The organism is Niallia sp. NCCP-28, assembly GCF_023168165.1.
Lineage (GTDB): Bacteria > Bacillota > Bacilli > Bacillales > Cytobacillaceae > Niallia.
This window is the reverse complement of record NZ_BQYJ01000001.1, coordinates 431,783-451,225: the sequence shown is the minus strand read 5'-3', so window position 1 is coordinate 451,225 and position 19,443 is coordinate 431,783. Positions and strand designations below refer to the sequence as shown.

General features: G+C 34.5%; 19 protein-coding genes, 2 pseudogenes and 1 riboswitch. Of the genes and pseudogenes, 16 read left to right on the top strand and 5 right to left on the bottom strand.

The genetic code is table 11. From position 1 onward, the window contains the following. Positions 1–566 precede the first annotated feature (566 nt). From sigX to NCCP28_RS02165, 9 genes are all read left to right on the top strand, one after another. Positions 567–1,118 (top strand): RNA polymerase sigma factor SigX, encoded by a 552-nt coding sequence (gene sigX / locus NCCP28_RS02205; RefSeq protein ID WP_248559772.1) that lies wholly within the window; start codon positions 567–569, stop codon positions 1,116–1,118. Next, positions 1,090–2,265, top strand: a complete 1,176-nt coding sequence (locus NCCP28_RS02200; RefSeq protein ID WP_248559771.1) for a hypothetical protein — start codon at positions 1,090–1,092, stop codon at positions 2,263–2,265. The genes sigX and NCCP28_RS02200 overlap by 29 nt, the downstream gene beginning before the upstream one ends. Before the next feature lie 154 nt (positions 2,266–2,419). After that, positions 2,420–3,547, top strand: a complete 1,128-nt coding sequence (locus NCCP28_RS02195) for a glycerate kinase family protein (RefSeq protein WP_248559770.1) — start codon at positions 2,420–2,422, stop codon at positions 3,545–3,547. A gap of 325 nt (positions 3,548–3,872) precedes the next feature. Then, positions 3,873–4,673, top strand: a complete 801-nt coding sequence (locus tag NCCP28_RS02190) for a peptidoglycan DD-metalloendopeptidase family protein (protein ID WP_248559769.1) — start codon at positions 3,873–3,875, stop codon at positions 4,671–4,673. Positions 4,674–5,092: 419 nt separating this feature from the next. Continuing rightward, positions 5,093–6,127, top strand: coding sequence for a sulfate ABC transporter substrate-binding protein (locus tag NCCP28_RS02185; RefSeq protein WP_248559768.1), 1,035 nt, complete (start codon positions 5,093–5,095; stop codon positions 6,125–6,127). Between the two features lie 32 nt (positions 6,128–6,159). Next, positions 6,160–6,996, top strand: a complete 837-nt coding sequence (gene cysT / locus NCCP28_RS02180) for a sulfate ABC transporter permease subunit CysT (protein ID WP_248559767.1) — start codon at positions 6,160–6,162, stop codon at positions 6,994–6,996. A gap of 101 nt (positions 6,997–7,097) precedes the next feature. Then, positions 7,098–7,970 carry a sulfate ABC transporter permease subunit CysW gene (gene cysW / locus NCCP28_RS02175; RefSeq protein WP_248559766.1) on the top strand — a complete coding sequence of 291 codons (873 nt, stop codon included), beginning with the start codon at positions 7,098–7,100 and terminating at the stop codon, positions 7,968–7,970. A gap of 13 nt (positions 7,971–7,983) precedes the next feature. Next, positions 7,984–9,033, top strand: coding sequence for a sulfate/molybdate ABC transporter ATP-binding protein (locus NCCP28_RS02170; RefSeq protein ID WP_248559765.1), 1,050 nt, complete (start codon positions 7,984–7,986; stop codon positions 9,031–9,033). A gap of 137 nt (positions 9,034–9,170) precedes the next feature. Beyond that, a riboswitch (FMN riboswitch) is annotated at positions 9,171–9,304 on the top strand. Positions 9,305–9,472: 168 nt separating this feature from the next. After that, positions 9,473–10,090: an ECF transporter S component gene (locus tag NCCP28_RS02165; RefSeq protein WP_248559764.1), complete on the top strand. Its 618-nt coding sequence runs from the start codon at positions 9,473–9,475 to the stop codon at positions 10,088–10,090. Positions 10,091–10,111: 21 nt separating this feature from the next. On the opposite strand, the gene NCCP28_RS02160 is transcribed toward NCCP28_RS02165, so the two are convergent. Further along, the gene (locus NCCP28_RS02160; RefSeq protein WP_248559763.1) at positions 10,112–10,360 is read right to left on the bottom strand and encodes a ferredoxin; all 249 of its coding nucleotides are present in this window, start codon (positions 10,358–10,360) and stop codon (positions 10,112–10,114) included. Positions 10,361–10,628: 268 nt separating this feature from the next. On the opposite strand from NCCP28_RS02160, the gene NCCP28_RS02155 reads away from it, so the two are divergent. From NCCP28_RS02155 to NCCP28_RS02135, 5 genes are all read left to right on the top strand, one after another. Then, on the top strand, positions 10,629–11,678 hold the full coding sequence (locus NCCP28_RS02155; protein WP_248559762.1) for a YpbB family protein: 1,050 nt from the start codon (positions 10,629–10,631) through the stop codon (positions 11,676–11,678). After that, positions 11,675–13,180 carry a RecQ family ATP-dependent DNA helicase gene (locus tag NCCP28_RS02150; protein WP_248559761.1) on the top strand — a complete coding sequence of 502 codons (1,506 nt, stop codon included), beginning with the start codon at positions 11,675–11,677 and terminating at the stop codon, positions 13,178–13,180. The genes NCCP28_RS02155 and NCCP28_RS02150 overlap by 4 nt, the downstream gene beginning before the upstream one ends. Further along, positions 13,170–13,763: a CPBP family intramembrane glutamic endopeptidase gene (locus NCCP28_RS02145; RefSeq protein WP_248559760.1), complete on the top strand. Its 594-nt coding sequence runs from the start codon at positions 13,170–13,172 to the stop codon at positions 13,761–13,763. Before NCCP28_RS02150 ends, NCCP28_RS02145 begins: the two co-directional genes overlap by 11 nt. Before the next feature lie 25 nt (positions 13,764–13,788). Then, a complete protein-coding gene (locus NCCP28_RS02140) occupies positions 13,789–14,460 on the top strand; it encodes a LysM peptidoglycan-binding domain-containing protein (protein ID WP_248559759.1) in 672 nt (223 codons plus the stop codon). Positions 14,461–14,599: 139 nt separating this feature from the next. Continuing rightward, a complete protein-coding gene (locus NCCP28_RS02135; protein WP_248559758.1) occupies positions 14,600–15,058 on the top strand; it encodes a YpbF family protein in 459 nt (152 codons plus the stop codon). A 55-nt stretch (positions 15,059–15,113) separates the two neighbouring features. On the opposite strand, the pseudogene NCCP28_RS02130 reads toward NCCP28_RS02135, so the two are convergent. Then, positions 15,114–15,473 (bottom strand): annotated as a pseudogene (locus NCCP28_RS02130) (manganese catalase family protein); the annotation flags it as partial. Between the two features lie 57 nt (positions 15,474–15,530). On the opposite strand from NCCP28_RS02130, the gene NCCP28_RS02125 reads away from it, so the two are divergent. Next, positions 15,531–17,069 (top strand): recombinase family protein, encoded by a 1,539-nt coding sequence (locus NCCP28_RS02125; protein ID WP_248559757.1) that lies wholly within the window; start codon positions 15,531–15,533, stop codon positions 17,067–17,069. A gap of 456 nt (positions 17,070–17,525) precedes the next feature. On the opposite strand, the pseudogene cotJC reads toward NCCP28_RS02125, so the two are convergent. The 3 genes and pseudogenes from cotJC to NCCP28_RS02110 form a co-directional block, all read right to left on the bottom strand. Then, positions 17,526–17,759, bottom strand: a pseudogene (cotJC, locus tag NCCP28_RS02120) (spore coat protein CotJC); the annotation flags it as partial. A gap of 24 nt (positions 17,760–17,783) precedes the next feature. Next, complete coding sequence (locus tag NCCP28_RS02115) at positions 17,784–18,044, bottom strand: spore coat protein CotJB (protein ID WP_248559756.1); 261 nt, start codon at positions 18,042–18,044, stop codon at positions 17,784–17,786. Further along, positions 18,041–18,271: a spore coat associated protein CotJA gene (locus NCCP28_RS02110; protein ID WP_248559755.1), complete on the bottom strand. Its 231-nt coding sequence runs from the start codon at positions 18,269–18,271 to the stop codon at positions 18,041–18,043. Before NCCP28_RS02110 ends, NCCP28_RS02115 begins: the two co-directional genes overlap by 4 nt. 159 nt (positions 18,272–18,430) lie before the next feature. On the opposite strand from NCCP28_RS02110, the gene NCCP28_RS02105 reads away from it, so the two are divergent. Continuing rightward, the gene (locus NCCP28_RS02105; protein WP_248559754.1) at positions 18,431–19,219 is read left to right on the top strand and encodes a metallophosphoesterase; all 789 of its coding nucleotides are present in this window, start codon (positions 18,431–18,433) and stop codon (positions 19,217–19,219) included. The last annotated feature ends 224 nt before the right edge of the window (positions 19,220–19,443 follow it).

Below are 19,443 nucleotides of genomic sequence, written 5' to 3'. Positions count from 1 at the left end.
AACGTATGGGAAGGAGTTTAGATACCTTCCTTTTTTTATTAGTAGTTTTTTGAGAAGGCTGTTTTCATAGAGTTAGTTGATTTCCTTTCTAGGATGCTCGTTTTCCGCGGGAATTCTGGAGAGAAAATCATCTTCTATATCAACGGATTGAATGAATGAAACCTGTTTAAAACAGCGGTTTTTTAGAGGATAGCCTTTGGAAATGCTCTTTTCTAAAAAACGGTTGCTTATTAAATAAGATGAAAAAGTTTTTAGGGTTATTGAGCGGGATGAATATATGTAGACTCCTGTGGGATTGGCGAGCTAGGAGAGAACCGGCAGGAATGAGGCGGCGAAGCGGCTCTGCGCTCGCCTCGCGGAAAGCGAAGTGTATTTAGCATGCAAGCCAAAGGGCGATATACTATATGAAAACAGCCTTGAAAAAACGGGGGATTAGCATGCTGCATAAAATCGAGGATATGTAACGTAATTATTTTTGGTATGTAACAAAATGAATATTTTTTTTATGAAGATGAAACTATTGTTACATAAAGTTCGACTAATTAAAGGAACGGGGAGGGGAAGACATGAACTCCGTTTTTGATGACCTATACGACAAGTATCATCATGACGTTTTTCAATTTTTATTATATATGGTGCAGCATAAAGAAACTGCAGAAGATTTGATGCAGGAAGTATATATTCGTGTATTTAAATCATATAAGCGGTTTGAGGGGAAAAGCTCACAAAAAACATGGCTATTCAGTATTGCCAAAAATGTTGCGATTGATCATTTTCGCAAACAAAAAAGCATCAAAACGAAAATTATAGAGAAATTTGATTGGACAAAGCAGCAAATCAAAATAGAAGAGCTAATGCCAGAAGAACTTGTTTTGCAATCAGAAGAAATCCAAAAAATATATAACGCATTAAAGCTGTGTACGGTAGATCAGCGAATGGTTATCATTATGCGCTATATACAGGAACAATCGATTGCGGAAACTGCGAATGCATTAGGATGGACAGAAAGCAAAGTGAAAACGACTCAGCATCGTGCACTGAAAGTGTTAAAGAAAAGAATGGAGGACATATATAGAGAGGAGGAAGAATATGACAAAAAAATCCGAGTGGAGCGATGAAAAAGTTACAGAGCTTTTAAAACAGCTGCCTGCACTAAAAGACCATAGGACGAAACAGAAGGTTTATCAACAGATAGATAAAAAAATAAATAGGCGCCGCAAAGGAATCTGGAATATTCCCATAATTGCCACGGCTTGTTCTCTGCTTCTTTTTTTGATTATTATTAACGGCATTATTCAAAATGGGGCAGAAAATGAAACGAATAAACGTTCATGGGATAATTCTAATATGATCGCATTAAAAGCAAAAGATAAAATAGCTAAACAGGAAGAAGACACCTCGGACAGCCTAAGCCTCGATCAAGGCAATACGCTGCTCGAAGCAAATGCTGTTTATCAGGAAGATATACAAAACAAGGAGGTACTGACTTACCCAATCCCAGATGCTGCTATGCAAGTAGTTGTACCGATTAGCATAGTAGCAGATAACCCGAATCAGAATTCTCGTTTTCAGCTGTACATGGATAATATGAGTAAGTTGACAGAAAAGAATTGGCATTTAAAAGAATCTTATCCTATTCAAGCAGACATTCAATTTGATGAAAAGAACAAAATCGTGTCAGTGACTATTGAAAAAGAGTTAACTGCTTTTCCTTCCAATGGAATAAACTTTTATTCTGCTATCATAAATCAACAATTACAAAACGTTGGAGGAAAAGAAGTAACATTTATGACAGAAAATCAGCCAGGCATTGAATTTGGCAATTTTGGCGAAAAAATGTCTTATCAATATACCGAATTAGAGAACAGAGGATATTTTCTTTTAGCTTCCAATAAGATAGAAGGGAATCGTCCGTTTTATGTGCCATCATTAGATTCCTATCAAGATATAGAAACGGCTTTTTATGAAATGAGGAAAGATAATGAAATTTTAGGGCTGAAGTCCTCGATTCCCAACACTATTCATTTTGCCAAAATTATTAAAGATAAAACTAAAGGCCAGCTTACTCTCTTTTTAACAAATGGCAGTAAACTAGAGGAAAATGCAATTACTCTTCAAGCAATAGAATCCATTTTATTGACGGCAAAAGATTTTCATTTTTCCACTGTAAAATTTGAAAATGCCAAGTTAAAGCAAATTGGCAGATTTTCCCTTTCAAAAGCAATAGCAGTGCCTGTTGCACCAAATAAAAGAGATGTAAGATAGGAGAGTGTTTGTTTCTTAGGGCAATGTTTTAATTATTGCCCTTTTTTAACTAGTAAAGTTTGATTGTATTGCTTTTTTAATGGAGAATAACAGTTTTTTAGTTTTCTGGTTTATAGTGGTTTTAGCTGAAAAGTTCACTTTAGGGGGCGTGTTTATGACAAAAACGTTTGTGTTTGCACCAGATTCATTTAAAGAAAGCATGACGGCAAAAGAAGTATGCATTGCAATGGAACGGGGCATTAAAAAAGTGTTTCCAAATGGAAAATTTATTCATGTTCCGATGGCCGATGGGGGAGAAGGAACCGTGCAATCCTTAGTGGATGCTACAGATGGAAAGTTGTATTCTGTTTATGTAACTGGCCCTCTTGGAAATGCAGTAAAGGCCACATACGGAATAATGGGAGATAAAGAAACAGCTGTCATCGAGATGGCAGAAGCGAGCGGCATTCATCTTGTGGATAAGAATACCCGAAATCCTCTTGTGGCGACTACATATGGAACAGGTGAACTAATAATAGAATGTCTAAATAAAAAGGCGAAAAGAATTATTATCGGCATTGGTGGAAGCGCTACAAATGATGGAGGCACAGGAATGGCAGAAGCTCTTGGAGTGAAATTTCTGGATGGATATGGAAATTATCTGCCGCGCGGGGGAGGTTCTTTAAATCTATTAAATAAAATTGATTGTTCTCATATAGATAAAAGATTAGCTAAGGTAGAGCTGATGGTTGCCTGTGATGTAACAAACCCTTTATGTGGAGAAAATGGAGCTTCTTTTGTGTTTGGCCCACAAAAGGGAGCAACAAAAGAGATGGCTGAGCAATTGGATCAAAATTTAGCTCATTATGCTTCAATCGTTAAAAAACAATTAGAGATTGATATAAAAGATTATCCTGGAGCTGGTGCAGCAGGGGGATTAGGTGCGGGTTTATTGATTTTTACAAATGCAGTTTTAAAAAAAGGCATCGATTTAGTGATTGAATACTCCCGCTTAAAAGAAAAAATAAAAGAAGCTGATTTTGTATTCACTGGTGAAGGAGGCATCGATTTTCAAACACAGTATGGCAAAACCCCATATGGAGTTGCTAAAGCCGCGAAAGAACAGAATGTAAAAGTAATTGCGATAGCCGGTTATGTGGGAGAAGGTATAGATGTTTTGTATAAAGAGGGAATCGATGCAATATTCGGCATTATACCTAAGGCTTGCGGTTTAGAAGACTTATTAAAAGAAGGTCCAAAAAACGTAGAAAGAACTTGTGAAAATATTGCTCGTTTATTATAGAAACTATTTGCAAAAGCGGGGATTCCCTGCTTTTTTTGTTTGCAGTGGCTGACAAGCATTTTGTTTTATTATATCAATTTTTTATAATGGATGCATACAACAAAAAATTTGATGCATAGTTTTTCATACAACAGAAATAATAAGCTTTGTTGTTTCCTTTTTAAGACATATCTTGCCAGATAACCCATGATTTAAAAGAACTTTGTTTTTGGGGATTTTCGAGAAAGAAAAGGGATTAGAAGCTGATCGTAACCGACATCTTGAAGGCGTGCTTTTAAAATGGCAGGAACTTTTTATGTTCTCAATCATTATAAAGGAGGAAAAGATGGAAGATTACAGGAAGAAACAAATAAAAACAATGCGTTTTTTGACAATGTTTTGTTTATTGTTTTTAGTCAGTATAAAAGAAGCAGATGCCTCATCCATTGCAGAACGAACAAAGGATTGGGCTTGGCCAAGTGATGGCATCATTTCTGATTTATATAATACGAGAAATGGACATCATAAAGGAATCGATATTGCTGGAAGTATAAATGAATCAGTTTATGTTGTCGATAGTGGAATGGTGATGAAATCTTATTATTCCAATTCTTATGGAAATGTAGTGTTTATTAAGCATGCTAGCGGGCTTGAAACAGTCTATGCCCATTTAAATAAAAGAATGGTAAAGCAAAATGATCGAGTGAAAAAAGGACAAGTGATCGGAAAAATGGGGAGTACAGGCAATTCCTCTGGTGTTCATCTTCATTTTGAAATACATAATAAGGAATGGACAATTACAAAAAAGAATGCTGTAGATCCAATGGTAGCTTTAGGAAAAGTAGAGGTAGGGCAAGCTGTCCATGCTTCTGTGCAAAAGGAAAAGCTGACAGCTAGCAAAGAGAATAAAAAACGGAAATCAGTAGAAGTAGTAAAAAGTATGCCCTTAGCAGAAGAAAATAAAGCAGCCTTGCATAAGGATAAGGCGAAAAAGTCTGCCAGAAAAGTAATTGTTTATACCATTAAAGCGAATGATACATTATGGTCGATTGCGAAAAGGGATAATGTATCAGTGGCTGAACTGAAAAGATGGAATAATAAACAATCTGATGTGATTATAGAGGGGGAGAAATTGCTTATTAAATAAAGTGAAACTAACCATCAGCGGGGCACATCCCTTGCTGATTGTTTTTTTTGCACGATAGAATAAAAAGGCCGCACAAACATTGCTGCAAGTAGTGGGTACTGTAGCCTGGATTAGATTTTTTACTTGATAAGCTACTCCCCATTTAGGTTCTTGTTCTGCTCCTAATCGCTTAAGGGAGAGTCGCAAAACCTTGTTCAATAGAGATAAAACGCAAGAGAATGGGTAAAGTATGGATAAATGTAGAGGGAAGGACCGAAAAAAATAAAACCGAGTTGACAAATAGGGATAATATAGTTTAATCTATATAAAAGAAAAAATAATATTAACAATGCTGATTAGACAACTAAAGGCATATTACCTATCACATAAAAAGGGGGTAATATGCCTTTTTTGTAGCCATTTTTAAGGGGGAAAGAAAAATGAAAAAAACTGCTATTTTACTAGTTTCATTTATTCTATTGATAGGCGTGCTTGCTGCATGCGGAAATGAAAAAGAAAAAAGCGCTAAAAAAGAGGCTGAAAATGTAGAATTATTAAATGTTTCCTATGATCCAACGAGAGAACTCTATCAAGAATTTAATCAGGCTTTTGCGAAAGATTGGAAAGAGAAAACAGGACAAACGGTTACGATTAAACAATCCCATGGAGGTTCAGGAAAACAAGGAAGAGCTGTTATTGATGGGCTTGAAGCAGATGTTGTCACATTGGCGCTTGCATATGATATTGATGCCATTGCAGATGGAGCTAATTTAATTGATAAAGAATGGCAAAAAAGACTGCCAGATAATTCAACGCCTTATACTTCTAGTATTGTTTTTCTAGTAAAAAAAGGTAATCCTAAAGGGATCAAAGATTGGAATGATTTAGTGAAAAAAGATGTGTCTGTTATTACGCCAAATCCAAAAACTTCAGGTGGGGCAAGATGGAACTACTTAGCTGCATGGGCATATGCAGATAAACAAAATGGCGGAGATGAAGAACAAACAAAAGGATTTATGAAAAAATTATATAAAAATGTGGAAGTGCTAGATTCAGGTGCCAGAGGAGCTACTACTACTTTTGTGGAGCGCGGGATAGGCGATGTTTTAATTGCATGGGAAAACGAAGCATACTTAACATTAAAAGAATTTGGCTCAGATAAATTTGAAATTATTAATCCATCTATCAGCATTTTAGCTGAACCGCCTGTTTCCATCGTTGATAAAGTAGTAGATAAAAAAGGAACAAAAGAAGTGGCAGAAGCGTATTTAAAATATTTATATACAGATGAAGGCCAAGAAATTGCGGCTAAAAACTTCTATCGTCCAAGAAATGAAGAAATCTTAAAAAAATATAAAAATCAATTTGCAGATATTGATTTAGTTACAGTGGATAAAGAGTTTGGCGGATGGAAAAAAGCACAAGAAAAACATTTTAATGATGGAGGAACTTTTGATGAAATATATGAACAATAAAGTTTCTGCAATCGATAAAGTGATGGTGTGAAATGGGGAAAATAGCAATAAATCAAAAAGCTAACAAAACTTATATTCCTGGTTTTCGGCTTACATTAGGTTTTACCTTGTTTTACCTTTCCTTAATTGTACTAATTCCATTATCCATGGTGTTTCTAAATTCTTTTTCTAATGGTTTAGATAGTTTTTGGAATATCATTACAGAAAAAAGGGTGTTAGCGTCCTATAAATTGAGTTTTTTGACTGCTTTTTCAGCAGCGCTAATCAATGTTTTTTTTGGAGTGTTAATTGCCTGGGTCTTAACCAGATATCAATTCCCAGGAAAAAGATTTATTGATGGCCTTGTTGATTTGCCATTTGCATTGCCTACAGCCGTTGCTGGCATAACTTTAACTACTCTTTATGCAAGCAACGGCTGGATAGGCCAATTTTTTTCTTTTAAAATTGCTTTCACGCCAATTGGAATAATCATCGCATTAGTTTTTATTGGTTTGCCATTTGTGGTTAGAATGGTTCAGCCGGTGTTGGCAAGCGTGGAGGCGGAAGTGGAGGAAGCATCTGCTGCATTAGGAGCCAACAGGTGGCAAACATTCATTAAAGTGATATTTCCAGAAATAATTCCAAGCATTTTTATTGGATTTTCCCTATCCTTTGCACGAGCTTTAGGAGAATATGGATCGGTTGTGTTTATTGCTGGAAATATGCCATATAAAACGGAAATTTCACCATTAATTATTATAACGAAACTAGAGCAGTATGATTATGAAGGAGCTACAGCTGTTGCAGCCGGAATGCTGATTATTACATTTTTTATTTTATTTGGCATCAATCTACTTCAATGGTGGAATAGAAAAAAATTTATTTCTTAAATTATTAGTTTGAGATAAACAAAAGAAAAAATTCATTTTAATTGGATAATATACCTATTTAGAAAATAGCGTTTTATGTTCCATTTATCAGGAGGATAGGAATGGATGCGAACGTACAGCTTAAACAAAAAAACATAGATAATAAAATGAAAGTACAAAAGGAGCCTATGTTAGTAAAATGGGCATTGATTAGTATTGTTTTACTATTTTTAACGCTTTTTTTAGTAGTTCCTTTGATTGCTATTTTTGTAAAGGCCTTCGAAAAAGGGATTTGGGTTTATTTTGAAGCAATTTCCAATCCAGATTCGTTATCGGCTATTAAATTGACGCTGTTAGTAGTAATTATTGCTGTGCCGATTAATACGATATTTGGCGTGATTGCAGCATGGGCAATCACTAAATATGAATTTAAAGGAAAAAATCTTCTTATCACTTTAATTGATTTGCCATTTGCAGTTTCACCTGTTATTGCAGGACTTATTTTTGTTCTATTATTTGGTCTTCATGGAGCATTTGGACAAATATTGCTGGAATATGATATAAAAATTATTTTTGCAGTTCCAGGAATTGTGTTAGCAACACTTTTTGTCACATTTCCGTTTATTGCCCGTGAACTAATACCAATTATGCAAAGTCAAGGCACGTCAGAAGAAGAGGCCTCAATTATCTTGGGAGCGGGAGGATTTAGAACATTTTGGAATATTACCCTTCCAAATATAAAGTGGGCTTTGCTTCATGGAGTGATTTTGGCTACTGCAAGAACAATTGGAGAATTTGGAGCTGTATCTGTTGTTTCTGGCCATATTAGAGGATTAACCAATACATTGCCTCTTCATATTGAAATATTGTACAACGAATATCAGTTTTCAGCATCTTTTGCGGTAGCATCGCTTATGTCGGTTTTTGCGATTATTTCTTTAATTATTAAAAGTATTGTGGAATCAAAAACAAAACATCTAGAATTAGAACGGTAAGGAGGGGTGGCAGTTGAGCATAAATATTAAGAATATCCATAAAAACTATGGTTCTTATGAAGCATTAAAAGATATAAACCTTGAAGTTAAAACAGGAGAACTTCTTGCTTTATTAGGTCCTTCTGGATCAGGGAAAACATCCTTGCTGCGTATTATCGCAGGGTTGGAATACCAAGATCAAGGCATGATATTAGTCGATGAAGAAAATTTTTCAGAAAAGCATGTAAAAGACAGAAATGTTGGGTTTGTTTTTCAGCATTACGCTCTATTTCGCCATATGACTATTTTTGAAAATGTAGCATACGGTTTACGTGTAAAGCCGAAAAAAGAAAGGCCAACCAAAAAAGAAATTGCAGAAAAAGTGACTGAATTATTGGAGCTTGTTAAATTAAGCAACTATCATGATCGATACCCATCTCAATTATCTGGAGGACAAAGGCAAAGAGTTGCGTTGGCCAGGGCTCTTGCTGTGCAGCCAAAAATATTATTGTTAGATGAGCCTTTTGGTGCACTAGATGCTAAGGTTCGCAAAGAATTAAGACGTTGGTTAAGAAAACTTCATGATCAATATAAAATTACCAGCATATTTGTCACACATGATCAAGAAGAAGCATTAGATGTTGCGGATAGGGTTGTTATTATGAACGAAGGGAAAATAGAACAAATAGGCACACCAGAAGAAGTGTATGAAAGTCCAGCTAATTCTTTTGTTTATGATTTTTTAGGAAGCATCAATATATTTAAGGGAAGAATGGAGAAAGGAAAATTTGCTTCCGGTACTGCAATGTTTACTATTCAGGATGAAATTGGCAATGAAGACGGTATTGGTTATGTTAGACCATATAATTTTATTATTGAAAAACAGCCAAGTGATGAAAGCTCTATTAAATCCGTTATTCGCCATATCCAAAAGGTAGGGAATACAGTTCGGATGGATGCTGTACGAACAGATTTGCATGAAAGTTTGGAAGTGGAGCTGACAAAAGAACAATATAGCTTATTACAAGTAAAACAAGGCGATATTATTTATGTTAAACCAAAAGAGATAAGAGTTTTTAGCTAAATACTTATTCTTTTTGGAGAAAACAGCGGGAGAAAAGCTAGACTAAAAAAATCTTTTGAAAAAATGAATTATTCTTCTTCACAGATTGAAATTTCTTATGTATAATGGCAATTGTATCATATTAAAAATTAATATTGATCTATCTTCGGGGCAGGGTGAAATTCCCGACCGGCGGTGATGAGTATAGCTCAAAGTCCGTGAACCTATTTCGATAGGTTGATTTGGTGAAAATCCAAAACCGACAGTATAGTCTGGATGGGAGAAGATGGAGGTTCTGCGCTTGTTCAAAAATTTTGTATTTGCGAACTTTTATTTGGCGTACCTTTAAAAATTCTCCCTCAAGTGTATTTGCTTGAGGGTTTTTATTTGAAGAATATGCCAAAAGAGAACAGAATCTTTCTTCTTTAGGCAGATGGATCCTAAAAAGGAGAGAGTAGAAATGAAAAAAAAGATGAATGTAAGAACCTATGTAGGAGTTGGGATGTTAAGCAGTTTGGCGTATATTCTAATGTTTATGAATTTTCCAATCCCGCCATTTCCAACCTTTTTAAAGATTGATTTTAGCGATATTCCGGCATTGATTGCAGCATTTATATTTGGTCCGCTTGCCGGAGTATTAGTAGAGCTGATTAAAAATATTATTGATTATTTTATAACAGGCAGTGAAACGGGCATTCCTGTTGGGCATATGGCGAACTTTATCGCAGGCGTATCTTTTATTCTGCCAACCTATTATATTTATAATAAATTAAAATCCAAAAAAGGCATGGTTTTTGGATTAGTGGTTAGCGTTGTATTAATGAGTACATTGCTTAGTTTCTTTAATTATTTTGTGCTTCTTCCAGTATTTATGAAATTAATGAATACACCAATGAGTGGCCCGGAAATACGTCAATATGTAGTTTCTTTAATCCTTCCATTCAATTTATTAAAGGGATTCATCATTTCTGTTTTATTTATGCTGGTTTTCTCAAAAATGAGAGGCTGGATTATGAAACAGCAAGCTCAATACAACAGTGTAATGCTGTTAAGAAAAAAGGAAGCTGGTCGATTTTGACCTGCTTCCTTTTTCTTAAAACTATTCGAATTTAAGTGCGTCGCCTTCGAATGGCTCATCTGCAACTTTAATAGAGTCTGTTGGGCATCCTTCAAAAGCATCTAACATATCATCTAATAAAACATCAGGAACTTCTACTGTCCCTTCATTTTCATCTAACATAACAAAAGCTAAACCTTCATCATCATAATCATAAATGTCTGGTGCTGCCGCACCGCATGCTCCACAAGCGATGCATGTGTCTTTATCTACTATTGTATATTTTGCCATGAGTAAAAAAACCTCCAATATTTTAGTTAAGTTATATGCATTTTTACGAATGATACTCCTTACTCTTATCCTATTGTAAAACTGAATCTATAACTTTTCAATAAAAAAAGATGTGTTTATGATATAAACAACTGTAAATCAGTTAGTAAAATTCCTGTCTAATAACGTACAAATTTTCAAAATCCTCCTTTTTCATGATAAAATAAGGGGAGAAATACAACAAATTTCTACAATATCAGCTAAAAAAATTGTGTATGGAGAGAAACAAATGCCTTTTATAGAAATTATAGTATTGTACTGTTTACATAATATTTCTGGAGAAAGAACAATCTATTCTATTTTGCACATTTTAAATGGAAAAAAATCTTCGCAAACGATACAAGATATTCATTTGTTTCAATTGACCATGTTGTTTCAAACTTTTCCAGAGCTATCAAGAAAAGACTTCCAAGCAATTATGGAAACTTTAAAAGGGAATGGCTGGCTAGAAGAGCTTTCAGAACAGCATGTTGTCATCAGGAAGGAGAAACAAAGCGAATTAGAGATGCTTATAGTAGAAAACCCTATCCCTGAGCGTTTAAATGGGTGGACTTATCATCAGCAAACAAGTGCTTTTTGGGAAAGGCTGTCCTTATTTGTACAAGTAGCTGCACACTTAAAAGCGGGGAAACGCCGCTATATTCCGGTGCAAAGAGATCGTTCCATACAAGTATGGCTAAAGGAGACGCTAGCAAGCATAAATATTCCCCGAGATAAAATAAGCGAAAAATTGTATGGAGAATTAATGGCATGCCTAGATCATGATGACATCGATCCACGTTATTTCGTTATAAGATTGACGGGGTGTGATAATATTGGATTAACAGTGCATCAAGGAGCACAGCAGCTGCAGGTTGACAAGGATTATTATCATGTTTATTTTCTGTCCATTTTACATTTTATGATGGATCGTATTAGGAAATTGGAAGATGATTTTCCATTATTGCAAAAAATAATAAAAAAAACGGAACAAAATCTCCCTTTAACTCTTTCCACAGCAAAAACATATCAGTATATTCAAAGAGGCTATAATATAGAAGAAATTAGTACAGTCCGCCAGTTAAAAGAGAACACTATTGAGGATCATATAGTAGAAATCATATTAAATATCCCAACATTTCCTATTAGTGAGTATATATCAGAAAATAGTTTTGTTCGGGTTAAAAATTGTGTAGAAAAATTAGGAACAAAATCTTTAAAGTTTATTAAAGAAAATTTGCAGGATATAAGTTATTTTGAAATTCGGGTAGTGCTGGCAAAATTGGGGGATAAAATATGAATTTAGAAAATAAATTAAAAGAATTCTTTTCTTTTTCGTCCTTTAGACCAGGCCAAAAGGAAACAATTTCGTCCATTTTAAAGGGGGATCATACGCTGTCAATGCTGCCGACTGGCACTGGAAAGTCTTTGTGTTTCCAATTTCCAGGGCTTTTTTTAGATGGAGCCGTGATTATTATTTCGCCATTGTTATCCTTAATGCAAGATCAAGTGGAACAAATGAAGATGAATGGTGAAAAACGAGTAGTAGCACTTAATTCTTTTTTGTCGAAAAAAGAACGAGACTATTCTTTTACTCATATAAAAAAATATAAATTCATCTATATTTCCCCAGAAATGATTTCTTCTAGTTATGTATTAAATCTATTAAAAACAATAAAAATTGCCTTGTTTGTAGTGGATGAGGCCCATTGCATCTCACAATGGGGCTATGATTTTCGTCCAGAATACAAAAATTTAGGGAATGTTAGAAAGGAGTTAAACTCTCCTTTAACGCTGGCATTAACAGCAACTGCTACATCTGAAATTAGAGAGGATATTAAAAAGTCGCTTTTTTTAGAAGAAGTGACCGAAATTATTTATCCTGTTAACCGGCCAAATATTGCACTTGCTGTAGAGAAATTTTCTACAGCAACAGAGAAGCTGGAGAGATTGTATACATTAGTAAAACAATTGCAAGGGCCAGGCATTATTTATTTTTCCAGCAAAAAAATTGCCGAACAAACTGCAAGTTATATTCGCAGCAAAAGCAATAAAAAAATTAGCGGCTATCATGGTGGTATGACACAGGAAGATCGGATTTTAATTCAGCAGCAGTTTTTGCATGGGCATTTGGAAGTGATTTGTGCTACAAGTGCATTTGGCATGGGAGTTAATAAGGAAAATATTCGCTATGTGATCCACTATCATATGCCAACACAGATGGAATCCTTTTTGCAGGAAATCGGCAGGGCTGGCAGAGATGGATTAGACAGTATCTCTATTTTGCTTTATGCAAATGGAGATGAGGCATTGACAAGTCAGCTGATTGAAATGGAACTAGCGAGCGATATGCAAATTGATCAACTGCTGGCAAGCCTATCTTCCTATAGAAGCTATCAAGACTGGAAAGAAAAAGAACAGGAGTGGCGCCAATTTGTTTTTTCTGAAACACAGTGGCGAGTATTAGAAGCATATTTTTTATCAGAAATAGCTGATATGCCAGGTTTAATAAAAAAACTTCATCGTTTTAAACAACATCGGCTAAAAAGGGTAGAAATAAAAAGACAGAAAATAGCAGCATTATTAACATGGATAAACAAGCAGGAATGCAGAAGAACGTTTATAGCTGATTACTTTCATGAGAAAAAACCAGAATCTATGGAAAGATGCTGTGATAAATGCGGTTTAGATTTATCTTTTTATCATCAAAAAAGAACCTTCATAGAGAAGAAACATAATGAAGGTGACTGGAAAAAAATGCTTGCCCAAATTTTATTGCAAAGGGATTCCTATGATGAATAAAGAAGCATATTTTCAATTGATAAAAGAATTGCCGGACAAGCAGCTAATCAAGCATTTATATCTTACTCAGCTTTTATTACTGGCTATAGCATTTATTTTGCATACATTTATATTTAAAAGCGCTACATTAAAAGAGCTGTTTGTTATAGATATAAATGAGATGCTGTTAGGGGTAGCGGCAGGGGTAGCTGTGGTTGTATTTGATATTATAATGATGAAATGTTTGCCGGCTGAATATAATGATGATGGGGGATTAAATCATCGAATATTTAGTGCCAGAAATCCTCTTCATATTGCCATTATTGCTTTTGTAGTCGCATTTGTTGAAGAGCTATTGTTTCGGGGCATTATTCAAACTCATTTAGGATTATGGATCAGCAGCATTGTTTTTGCCGTTATTCATTATCGGTATTTATTTAATCGTTTTTTATTTGCTAATATTATTATCTTAAGCTTAATTATTGGGGCGCTATTCCAATGGACAGAAAATATTTTTGTTACAATCATTATGCATTTTATGATTGATTTTCTCCTTGGAATAATTATCAGGTATCGGCTATTTGGCTATAAAAGGGTAAATTAATGGAGAGAAGTAGGGAAGGGATGTTATGACAAGGGAAGATTCATACAGAAAGCAAGCGGAATTGCAGAAAAAAAGAATCCCTCGTGCAAATAATATAAAAGTTGAAAAACAACAAGAAAATTCTAAACAAGAGAATTCTAAAAAAGAATTGCCATCTAGAAGCAGTGTGCATCGAAAAAAAGGAAAAAAGAAAAAGATACCAACTATTACTTTATTAGTCATTATCTTTATTTTATTGCCTGTTGCCCTTTTACTGGTAAATAAAACATTGTCTAATATTAATTTTTCAAAATTGGTGCCAACAGAACCTGCTTCCAAGATGTTTGAACAAGTAAATATAGATAAAATTGATGAAGAGAATACAAAAAAAGAGGAAGAAACAGACCCGATGGAAGAGGAAAAACAAACGAGCCAAAAGGAAGAAGATAATAAAGAAGAAACAAATTCGGCAGATCAAAAACAAACTGCCGACGAAGCAGCAGAAAAGACAGCAGAATCTCAAGGAACAAGTTCGCAAACCAATAGTCCTGCAACTGGAAAAATCGTCTATCATGAGGTTGTACAAGGAGAAACCTTATTTACAATTTCCTTGAAATATTATCCATCTGGTAATGGGGTTGATCTTATTAAACAGGAAAATCAACTCACAAATAATGAAATTATGGTTGGTCAGACATTAAAAATACCTCTTCCATAAATCTATTGTGATTCTAACTTGTCCTTTTCCTTCATATGTTTTTATATAAAGAAGCATAAAAAACAGAACTGCTAAAAATAAACCATTGTTTTTTGAAGCGTTTATGATGAGCGAGTAAGGGGAAAAGGGAGGAAAAGTAATGGAAGCATCCATTATTAAGTTGAATCATCATACCGATGAGGCGACAAAGGAAATGCTGCAGAAGGTTGTTGAAAAAAAGCGGAAGTTCGAAATATTACATAAAAGGCATCTTTTTGTGATGTGGTTAACTATTCTATTCGCTTTTTTATATTTTTTATTCTTATACAAGCATATCGCTCTTCCATATTCTCATTCAATGGAACGGATGTTTTCCGCTTTTGTCGAGGAATCATTTAATTTATATGCGATGACTGTTATTATTGGTTTGTTTGGTTTTATGAATGTGCTAAAACAAAAAACAGATAAGGCGGAAAAAGAGTTCCACACTTTGCGCTGTGAAATCATTGATAAAAGCAAAGATTTATGGAAAAAAGAAGAAGAATGGAAAAATCGGCATCAAATATTTGAAATGATGAAAAAAGAATATGATATTAATTTATTTTATGAATCAAAATAAAGAGAGTTTCATTTGCTTTAGCTTTTTTGCAAATGACTCTCTATTTTTTCTAGCTTTAGAATATTTTTTTGCGGTTTTGATCTTCTTTAATAATTTCGACTGCTTCGCGAAATCGTTGAGAATGAATAATTTCTCTTTCCCGCAAAAAGCGCAGGCTGTCATTTAAATCCGGATCATCACTCATATTAATAATCCATTGATAGGTTGCTCTTGCTTTTTCTTCTGCAGCAATATCTTCATATAAATCGGCAATAGGGTCCCCTTTTGCAGCAATATATGTGGCAGTCCATGGATTCCCAGCAGCATCATGATAAAATAAGGCATGTTCATGATTAGCATAATGGTCTCCAAGACCGGCTGCTTTTAATTGGTCAGGAGTAGCATCTTTAGTTAATTTACAAATTGATAACAAAATGCAATTATGTTAAAATACAGATATATCAACATTTTATAGTATTTAAGGTGGTGCATTATGAGTACAAAAATGAACAAAATAAAGAAAGTAGCTATATACAGTCGCAAAAGTAGACCTGATGAGACTGATGAGGTGCTTCAAAGACAATTAGCTGTACTTCTAGACATTTGTTCTAAAAATAATTGGGAGTATGATGTTTTTCAGGAAGTAGGCTCATCACAAGATATAAATCCTGAGTTAAACAAAATGTTAGCAAAGTTACAGGACTTTCATTATGATGCTGTGGTAACTACTGAGCAAAGCAGGCTAGGCAGGAATGATGTAGTTATTGCACAGGTTAAACATGTACTAGCTACATATGGGGTTAAACTCATTACTCCTACTCAAACTCTTGACCTTGCTACTCAGGAAGGTACTTTATATAGTGATATGCAGACACTTGTAGATAAACAGGAGTATTTAAACACTAGAAAAAGACTTATCAGAGGTAAAAGACAATCAGCTAAGACAGGCAATTGGGTAGGTGGCAGGACTCCTGTAGGTTATAAATATGATTCTGTATCAAAGAGATTAGTACCTAATGAATATGCACCAGTAATTGAAAGAATATTCAGACTCTATCTTTTAGGTAAGTCTACAACAAACATAGCTGAACAGTTTGAGCTTGAGGGTGTTTTCACTCCGCAAGGCTTTAAATGGGATAAGGCAAGAATAGCAGTAGTTTTGGCTAATCCTGCATATAAAGGCACTGCTGTCTATGGTAAAACAAAGGTATCTAAAATAAGCAGAAAGCCCTCAGGTGCTCCTAGACAATTTAAGACTACAGAGGAGGAGCAGATTATTATAGATGATGCTCATCAATCTATTGTATCTCCTGAGGATTGGGAGAGAGTGCGACTTATTAGGGAAAGCAGAAACAGTAAGCCTCCATCAGCTAGAATAGGAAAGGTTATCTTTACAGGTTTAATTAAATGCTCTCTTTGTGGCAGAATTCAGAGTTTCCAGAGGAGAAAAGGAAAAGAGCTGAGGATTACATCTTGTCAAACAAGGCATTATAAAGAGGACGGCTCATATACTGTCTGTGAAAATAAAGGAGTCAGATTAGATAAGTTTGAGAAGTTATTTTATTTTCAGTTTGAGGGTTTTGTTAATGCTCTAAAGCAGCATCTAGATGATATTAAAAACTATATTCCTATAGGTGAGGTTATTAATCGTGCTGATGAGAAAGTATCCATTGAAAAAGCAATTAAGAGCAAAGGACAAGAGATAAAAAGGGTGCAAAAAGGTTTTCAGATGGGAGGCTATACTGATGAGGAGTTTACTCAAGCCATTAAGGAAATTAGGAATCAAATAACACAGCTAGAACAAGAATTAGAGGGATTGAATAATAAATCCCAAATTGAGGAGATAAATGAACTAGAGGACTCTGTAAGCAAATTAAGAGCTATTCTAGAAGGTAACACGAAAATGTGTAAAAGTGATATAAATGCTCTGCTGCGTAAGCATATTGACTATATTGAATATACCAGAATTGGAGACCATAAAGCAGAGGTAGAAATTAAGGTGCATTATAAAGGAAGGGAAACTTTATCTTGATTAGGCGAGAAGACACCATGGAGAGGTGATTAAGAGCTAAATAGGCTCTTTTTTTACAAGAATGTCAGAGGATGAATTCTCTTTAAATACTTTGGGAGGCAATTAGGATGTTTGTCATAAGCTTTCTTTTTTCTCTAATGAGTATGAGGAGTCAGTAATTAGGACAACTCATAGCCTCATACATTGTATTGGGGAGAGGATGCATCATGACAGAACAGAAAACAGTTACTAAGGTTATTAAAGGTACAGAGCTAAAAGGTACTTATGTAGACGAGAATACTATTTATATTGAGGGATTAGGAATAGTTAAAAAAACAGGAGAGTTAGACCTGAGGAATTTTATAAAGGATGCAATGAGCTTACCTTCTTTTTGGAGGTAGTTTTTTTATGCTCTTTTTGAGGTATAAATATTAAGGAAGAAAAGTATATTGTATAATATTGCATATTAAGAATGATTAGTTTATAAATCATAGTGGCAATCATTTCTAAGTGAGCAAATTCTTCTGTCCCGATATCGGTAAGCAAGCCGATGACACGATCAGGAATAGAATAGCGCTGGTTTAGATAACGTAATGCAGCGGCTAACTCTCCATCAGCACCACCATACTGTTCAATTAAAAATTTGGCAAGCATAGGATTACAAGTGCTCACTTTTACTGGGTACTGCAATTTTTTTTCGTATAGCCACATTGGATTTCATCTCCTTTAGTTAATTTATACTTGCCATGGCCAAGGAGCAGAGTCCCAGTCCCAAGGGGTGTCAGAATAGCTATTCCCATATTGCAGCAAGGGACCATATTTACTTTCATAAAGCTTTTTGAATTTTTCTCTTTCTTTTACATAATGATTAAATTGGTTGATGGCATCTTTATCATGAGGATGGGTATCTAAATATAAAGTAAGTTCCACAAGTACAAAGTCTACAGCTTGAAGTTGTTCTAAAAGCTGATAATATTCTTTTGGAAGTTGCTTCATAAAGGATTCTCTCCTTTTTTGTTTTCATATGGACTATAATAAGGATCATAAAATGCTTTCCATAAAGTTCCTGCCTTTAATGCTTCCATCGGTGAAAATTGCGGCAAATGCGGTGGTTGAAATCCCATATAAAGATTAGGGGGAGTAGAATAGGTTTTTGTTTTTATTGGTGGACATGGATCGAATGGGCCTATATATGGCTGATATTGTTTATAAAATGAATTCATAAAATATCCTCCTTTATTTAAAATGTTTTCATTCTTTAAATAATATGAGCCTGATTTATTTTCATGCTTCTTTTTATCGTTAATAAATGTAAAAAAATAGAAATATAATGTAGAATCTGGTTCTGTATTTTTTACTCTAAAATAGAAAGGAAGGTAATTATGCTACCATTCATGCTCTTATTGGCTGTTTTTGTTCTGTTTATTGGAGTTTTGCTGCTTGTCAAAATGCATCAGCAAGCCAATGAAAATACAGTGAAATATGAACTGATTTATTTTCCGGATTTTCCCCGATCTTTTCAGGAAGTTTCCCTTTTTTTTATTTCGGATATACATAAAAGAACTGTTGCAGACAGTCTAATCAATGAAGTGAAAGATATAGCTGATATCGTAATAATAGGGGGAGATTTAACAGAAAAAGGAGTATCTTTTGAACAGATCAGAAAAAATATTCAAAAACTAAAATTAATTGGCCATATTTATTTTGTTTGGGGAAATAATGATTATGAAGTAGATTCAGATCGTTTAAAACAGTTGTTTGCAGAGGAAAAAGTCTCAGTACTTGATAATAAATCCATAACCTTTAATTCAGAAGGAGGGGAAAAATGGTCATTGGTTGGAATTGAGGATTATTCGATGGAATTGGATGATTTAGAAGGTGCTTTAGCGCAAACAAAAGAAGATGTTTTTAAAATTTTATTAAGCCATAATCCTAAAATAATGGAAAAGATAAAAGAAGAGCATAAAATATCTTTTGTGTTAAGCGGGCATACACATGGAGGACAAATTAGGATTTTTGGAATAGGGCCATATGAAATTGGAAAAACAAAAGTAATAGGCAATACAACTATACTTGTCAGCAACGGGTATGGAACAACCAAGGTTCCTCTTCGTCTCGGTGCAAAACCAGAGACTCATCTCATTAAGATTAAAAATAAACTAGATCAATAAATCTGGGAAAGCAAAACTAGAAGCAAATAGGGGACTGTTCTTTTTTTAAATAAAGTGCAACTTACAAGAAGGTTTTTGGCCGATTAGATTTGTCATTTTCAAAAGCCAGTTAATGCGCCATGAACTTGCTATTTGGATGAGCAAATAAGGGGAAAAGGCATTATAAGGTATTGTTATGCTAGCCATGTTTAATATCATCATATAGGTAGAGAAAACATGAGAAA

What these genes read in the sequence shown, in the direction of transcription:
- NCCP28_RS02155 (WP_248559762.1), top strand. Translation starts at nt 10,629, where the DNA reads ATGCCTTTTATAGAAATTATAGTATTGTACTGTTTACATAATATTTCT.
- NCCP28_RS02195 (WP_248559770.1), top strand. Translation starts at nt 2,420, where the DNA reads ATGACAAAAACGTTTGTGTTTGCACCAGATTCATTTAAAGAAAGCATG.
- NCCP28_RS02110 (WP_248559755.1), bottom strand. Translation starts at nt 18,271, where the DNA reads ATGAATTCATTTTATAAACAATATCAGCCATATATAGGCCCATTCGAT.
- cysW (WP_248559766.1), top strand. Translation starts at nt 7,098, where the DNA reads ATGGATGCGAACGTACAGCTTAAACAAAAAAACATAGATAATAAAATG.
- sigX (WP_248559772.1), top strand. Translation starts at nt 567, where the DNA reads ATGAACTCCGTTTTTGATGACCTATACGACAAGTATCATCATGACGTT.
- NCCP28_RS02125 (WP_248559757.1), top strand. Translation starts at nt 15,531, where the DNA reads ATGAGTACAAAAATGAACAAAATAAAGAAAGTAGCTATATACAGTCGC.
- NCCP28_RS02135 (WP_248559758.1), top strand. Translation starts at nt 14,600, where the DNA reads ATGGAAGCATCCATTATTAAGTTGAATCATCATACCGATGAGGCGACA.
- NCCP28_RS02115 (WP_248559756.1), bottom strand. Translation starts at nt 18,044, where the DNA reads ATGAAGCAACTTCCAAAAGAATATTATCAGCTTTTAGAACAACTTCAA.
- NCCP28_RS02185 (WP_248559768.1), top strand. Translation starts at nt 5,093, where the DNA reads ATGAAAAAAACTGCTATTTTACTAGTTTCATTTATTCTATTGATAGGC.
- NCCP28_RS02165 (WP_248559764.1), top strand. Translation starts at nt 9,473, where the DNA reads ATGAAAAAAAAGATGAATGTAAGAACCTATGTAGGAGTTGGGATGTTA.
- NCCP28_RS02190 (WP_248559769.1), top strand. Translation starts at nt 3,873, where the DNA reads ATGGAAGATTACAGGAAGAAACAAATAAAAACAATGCGTTTTTTGACA.
- NCCP28_RS02160 (WP_248559763.1), bottom strand. Translation starts at nt 10,360, where the DNA reads ATGGCAAAATATACAATAGTAGATAAAGACACATGCATCGCTTGTGGA.
- NCCP28_RS02140 (WP_248559759.1), top strand. Translation starts at nt 13,789, where the DNA reads ATGACAAGGGAAGATTCATACAGAAAGCAAGCGGAATTGCAGAAAAAA.
- NCCP28_RS02150 (WP_248559761.1), top strand. Translation starts at nt 11,675, where the DNA reads ATGAATTTAGAAAATAAATTAAAAGAATTCTTTTCTTTTTCGTCCTTT.
- NCCP28_RS02200 (WP_248559771.1), top strand. Translation starts at nt 1,090, where the DNA reads ATGACAAAAAAATCCGAGTGGAGCGATGAAAAAGTTACAGAGCTTTTA.
- NCCP28_RS02105 (WP_248559754.1), top strand. Translation starts at nt 18,431, where the DNA reads ATGCTACCATTCATGCTCTTATTGGCTGTTTTTGTTCTGTTTATTGGA.
- NCCP28_RS02145 (WP_248559760.1), top strand. Translation starts at nt 13,170, where the DNA reads ATGATGAATAAAGAAGCATATTTTCAATTGATAAAAGAATTGCCGGAC.
- cysT (WP_248559767.1), top strand. Translation starts at nt 6,160, where the DNA reads ATGGGGAAAATAGCAATAAATCAAAAAGCTAACAAAACTTATATTCCT.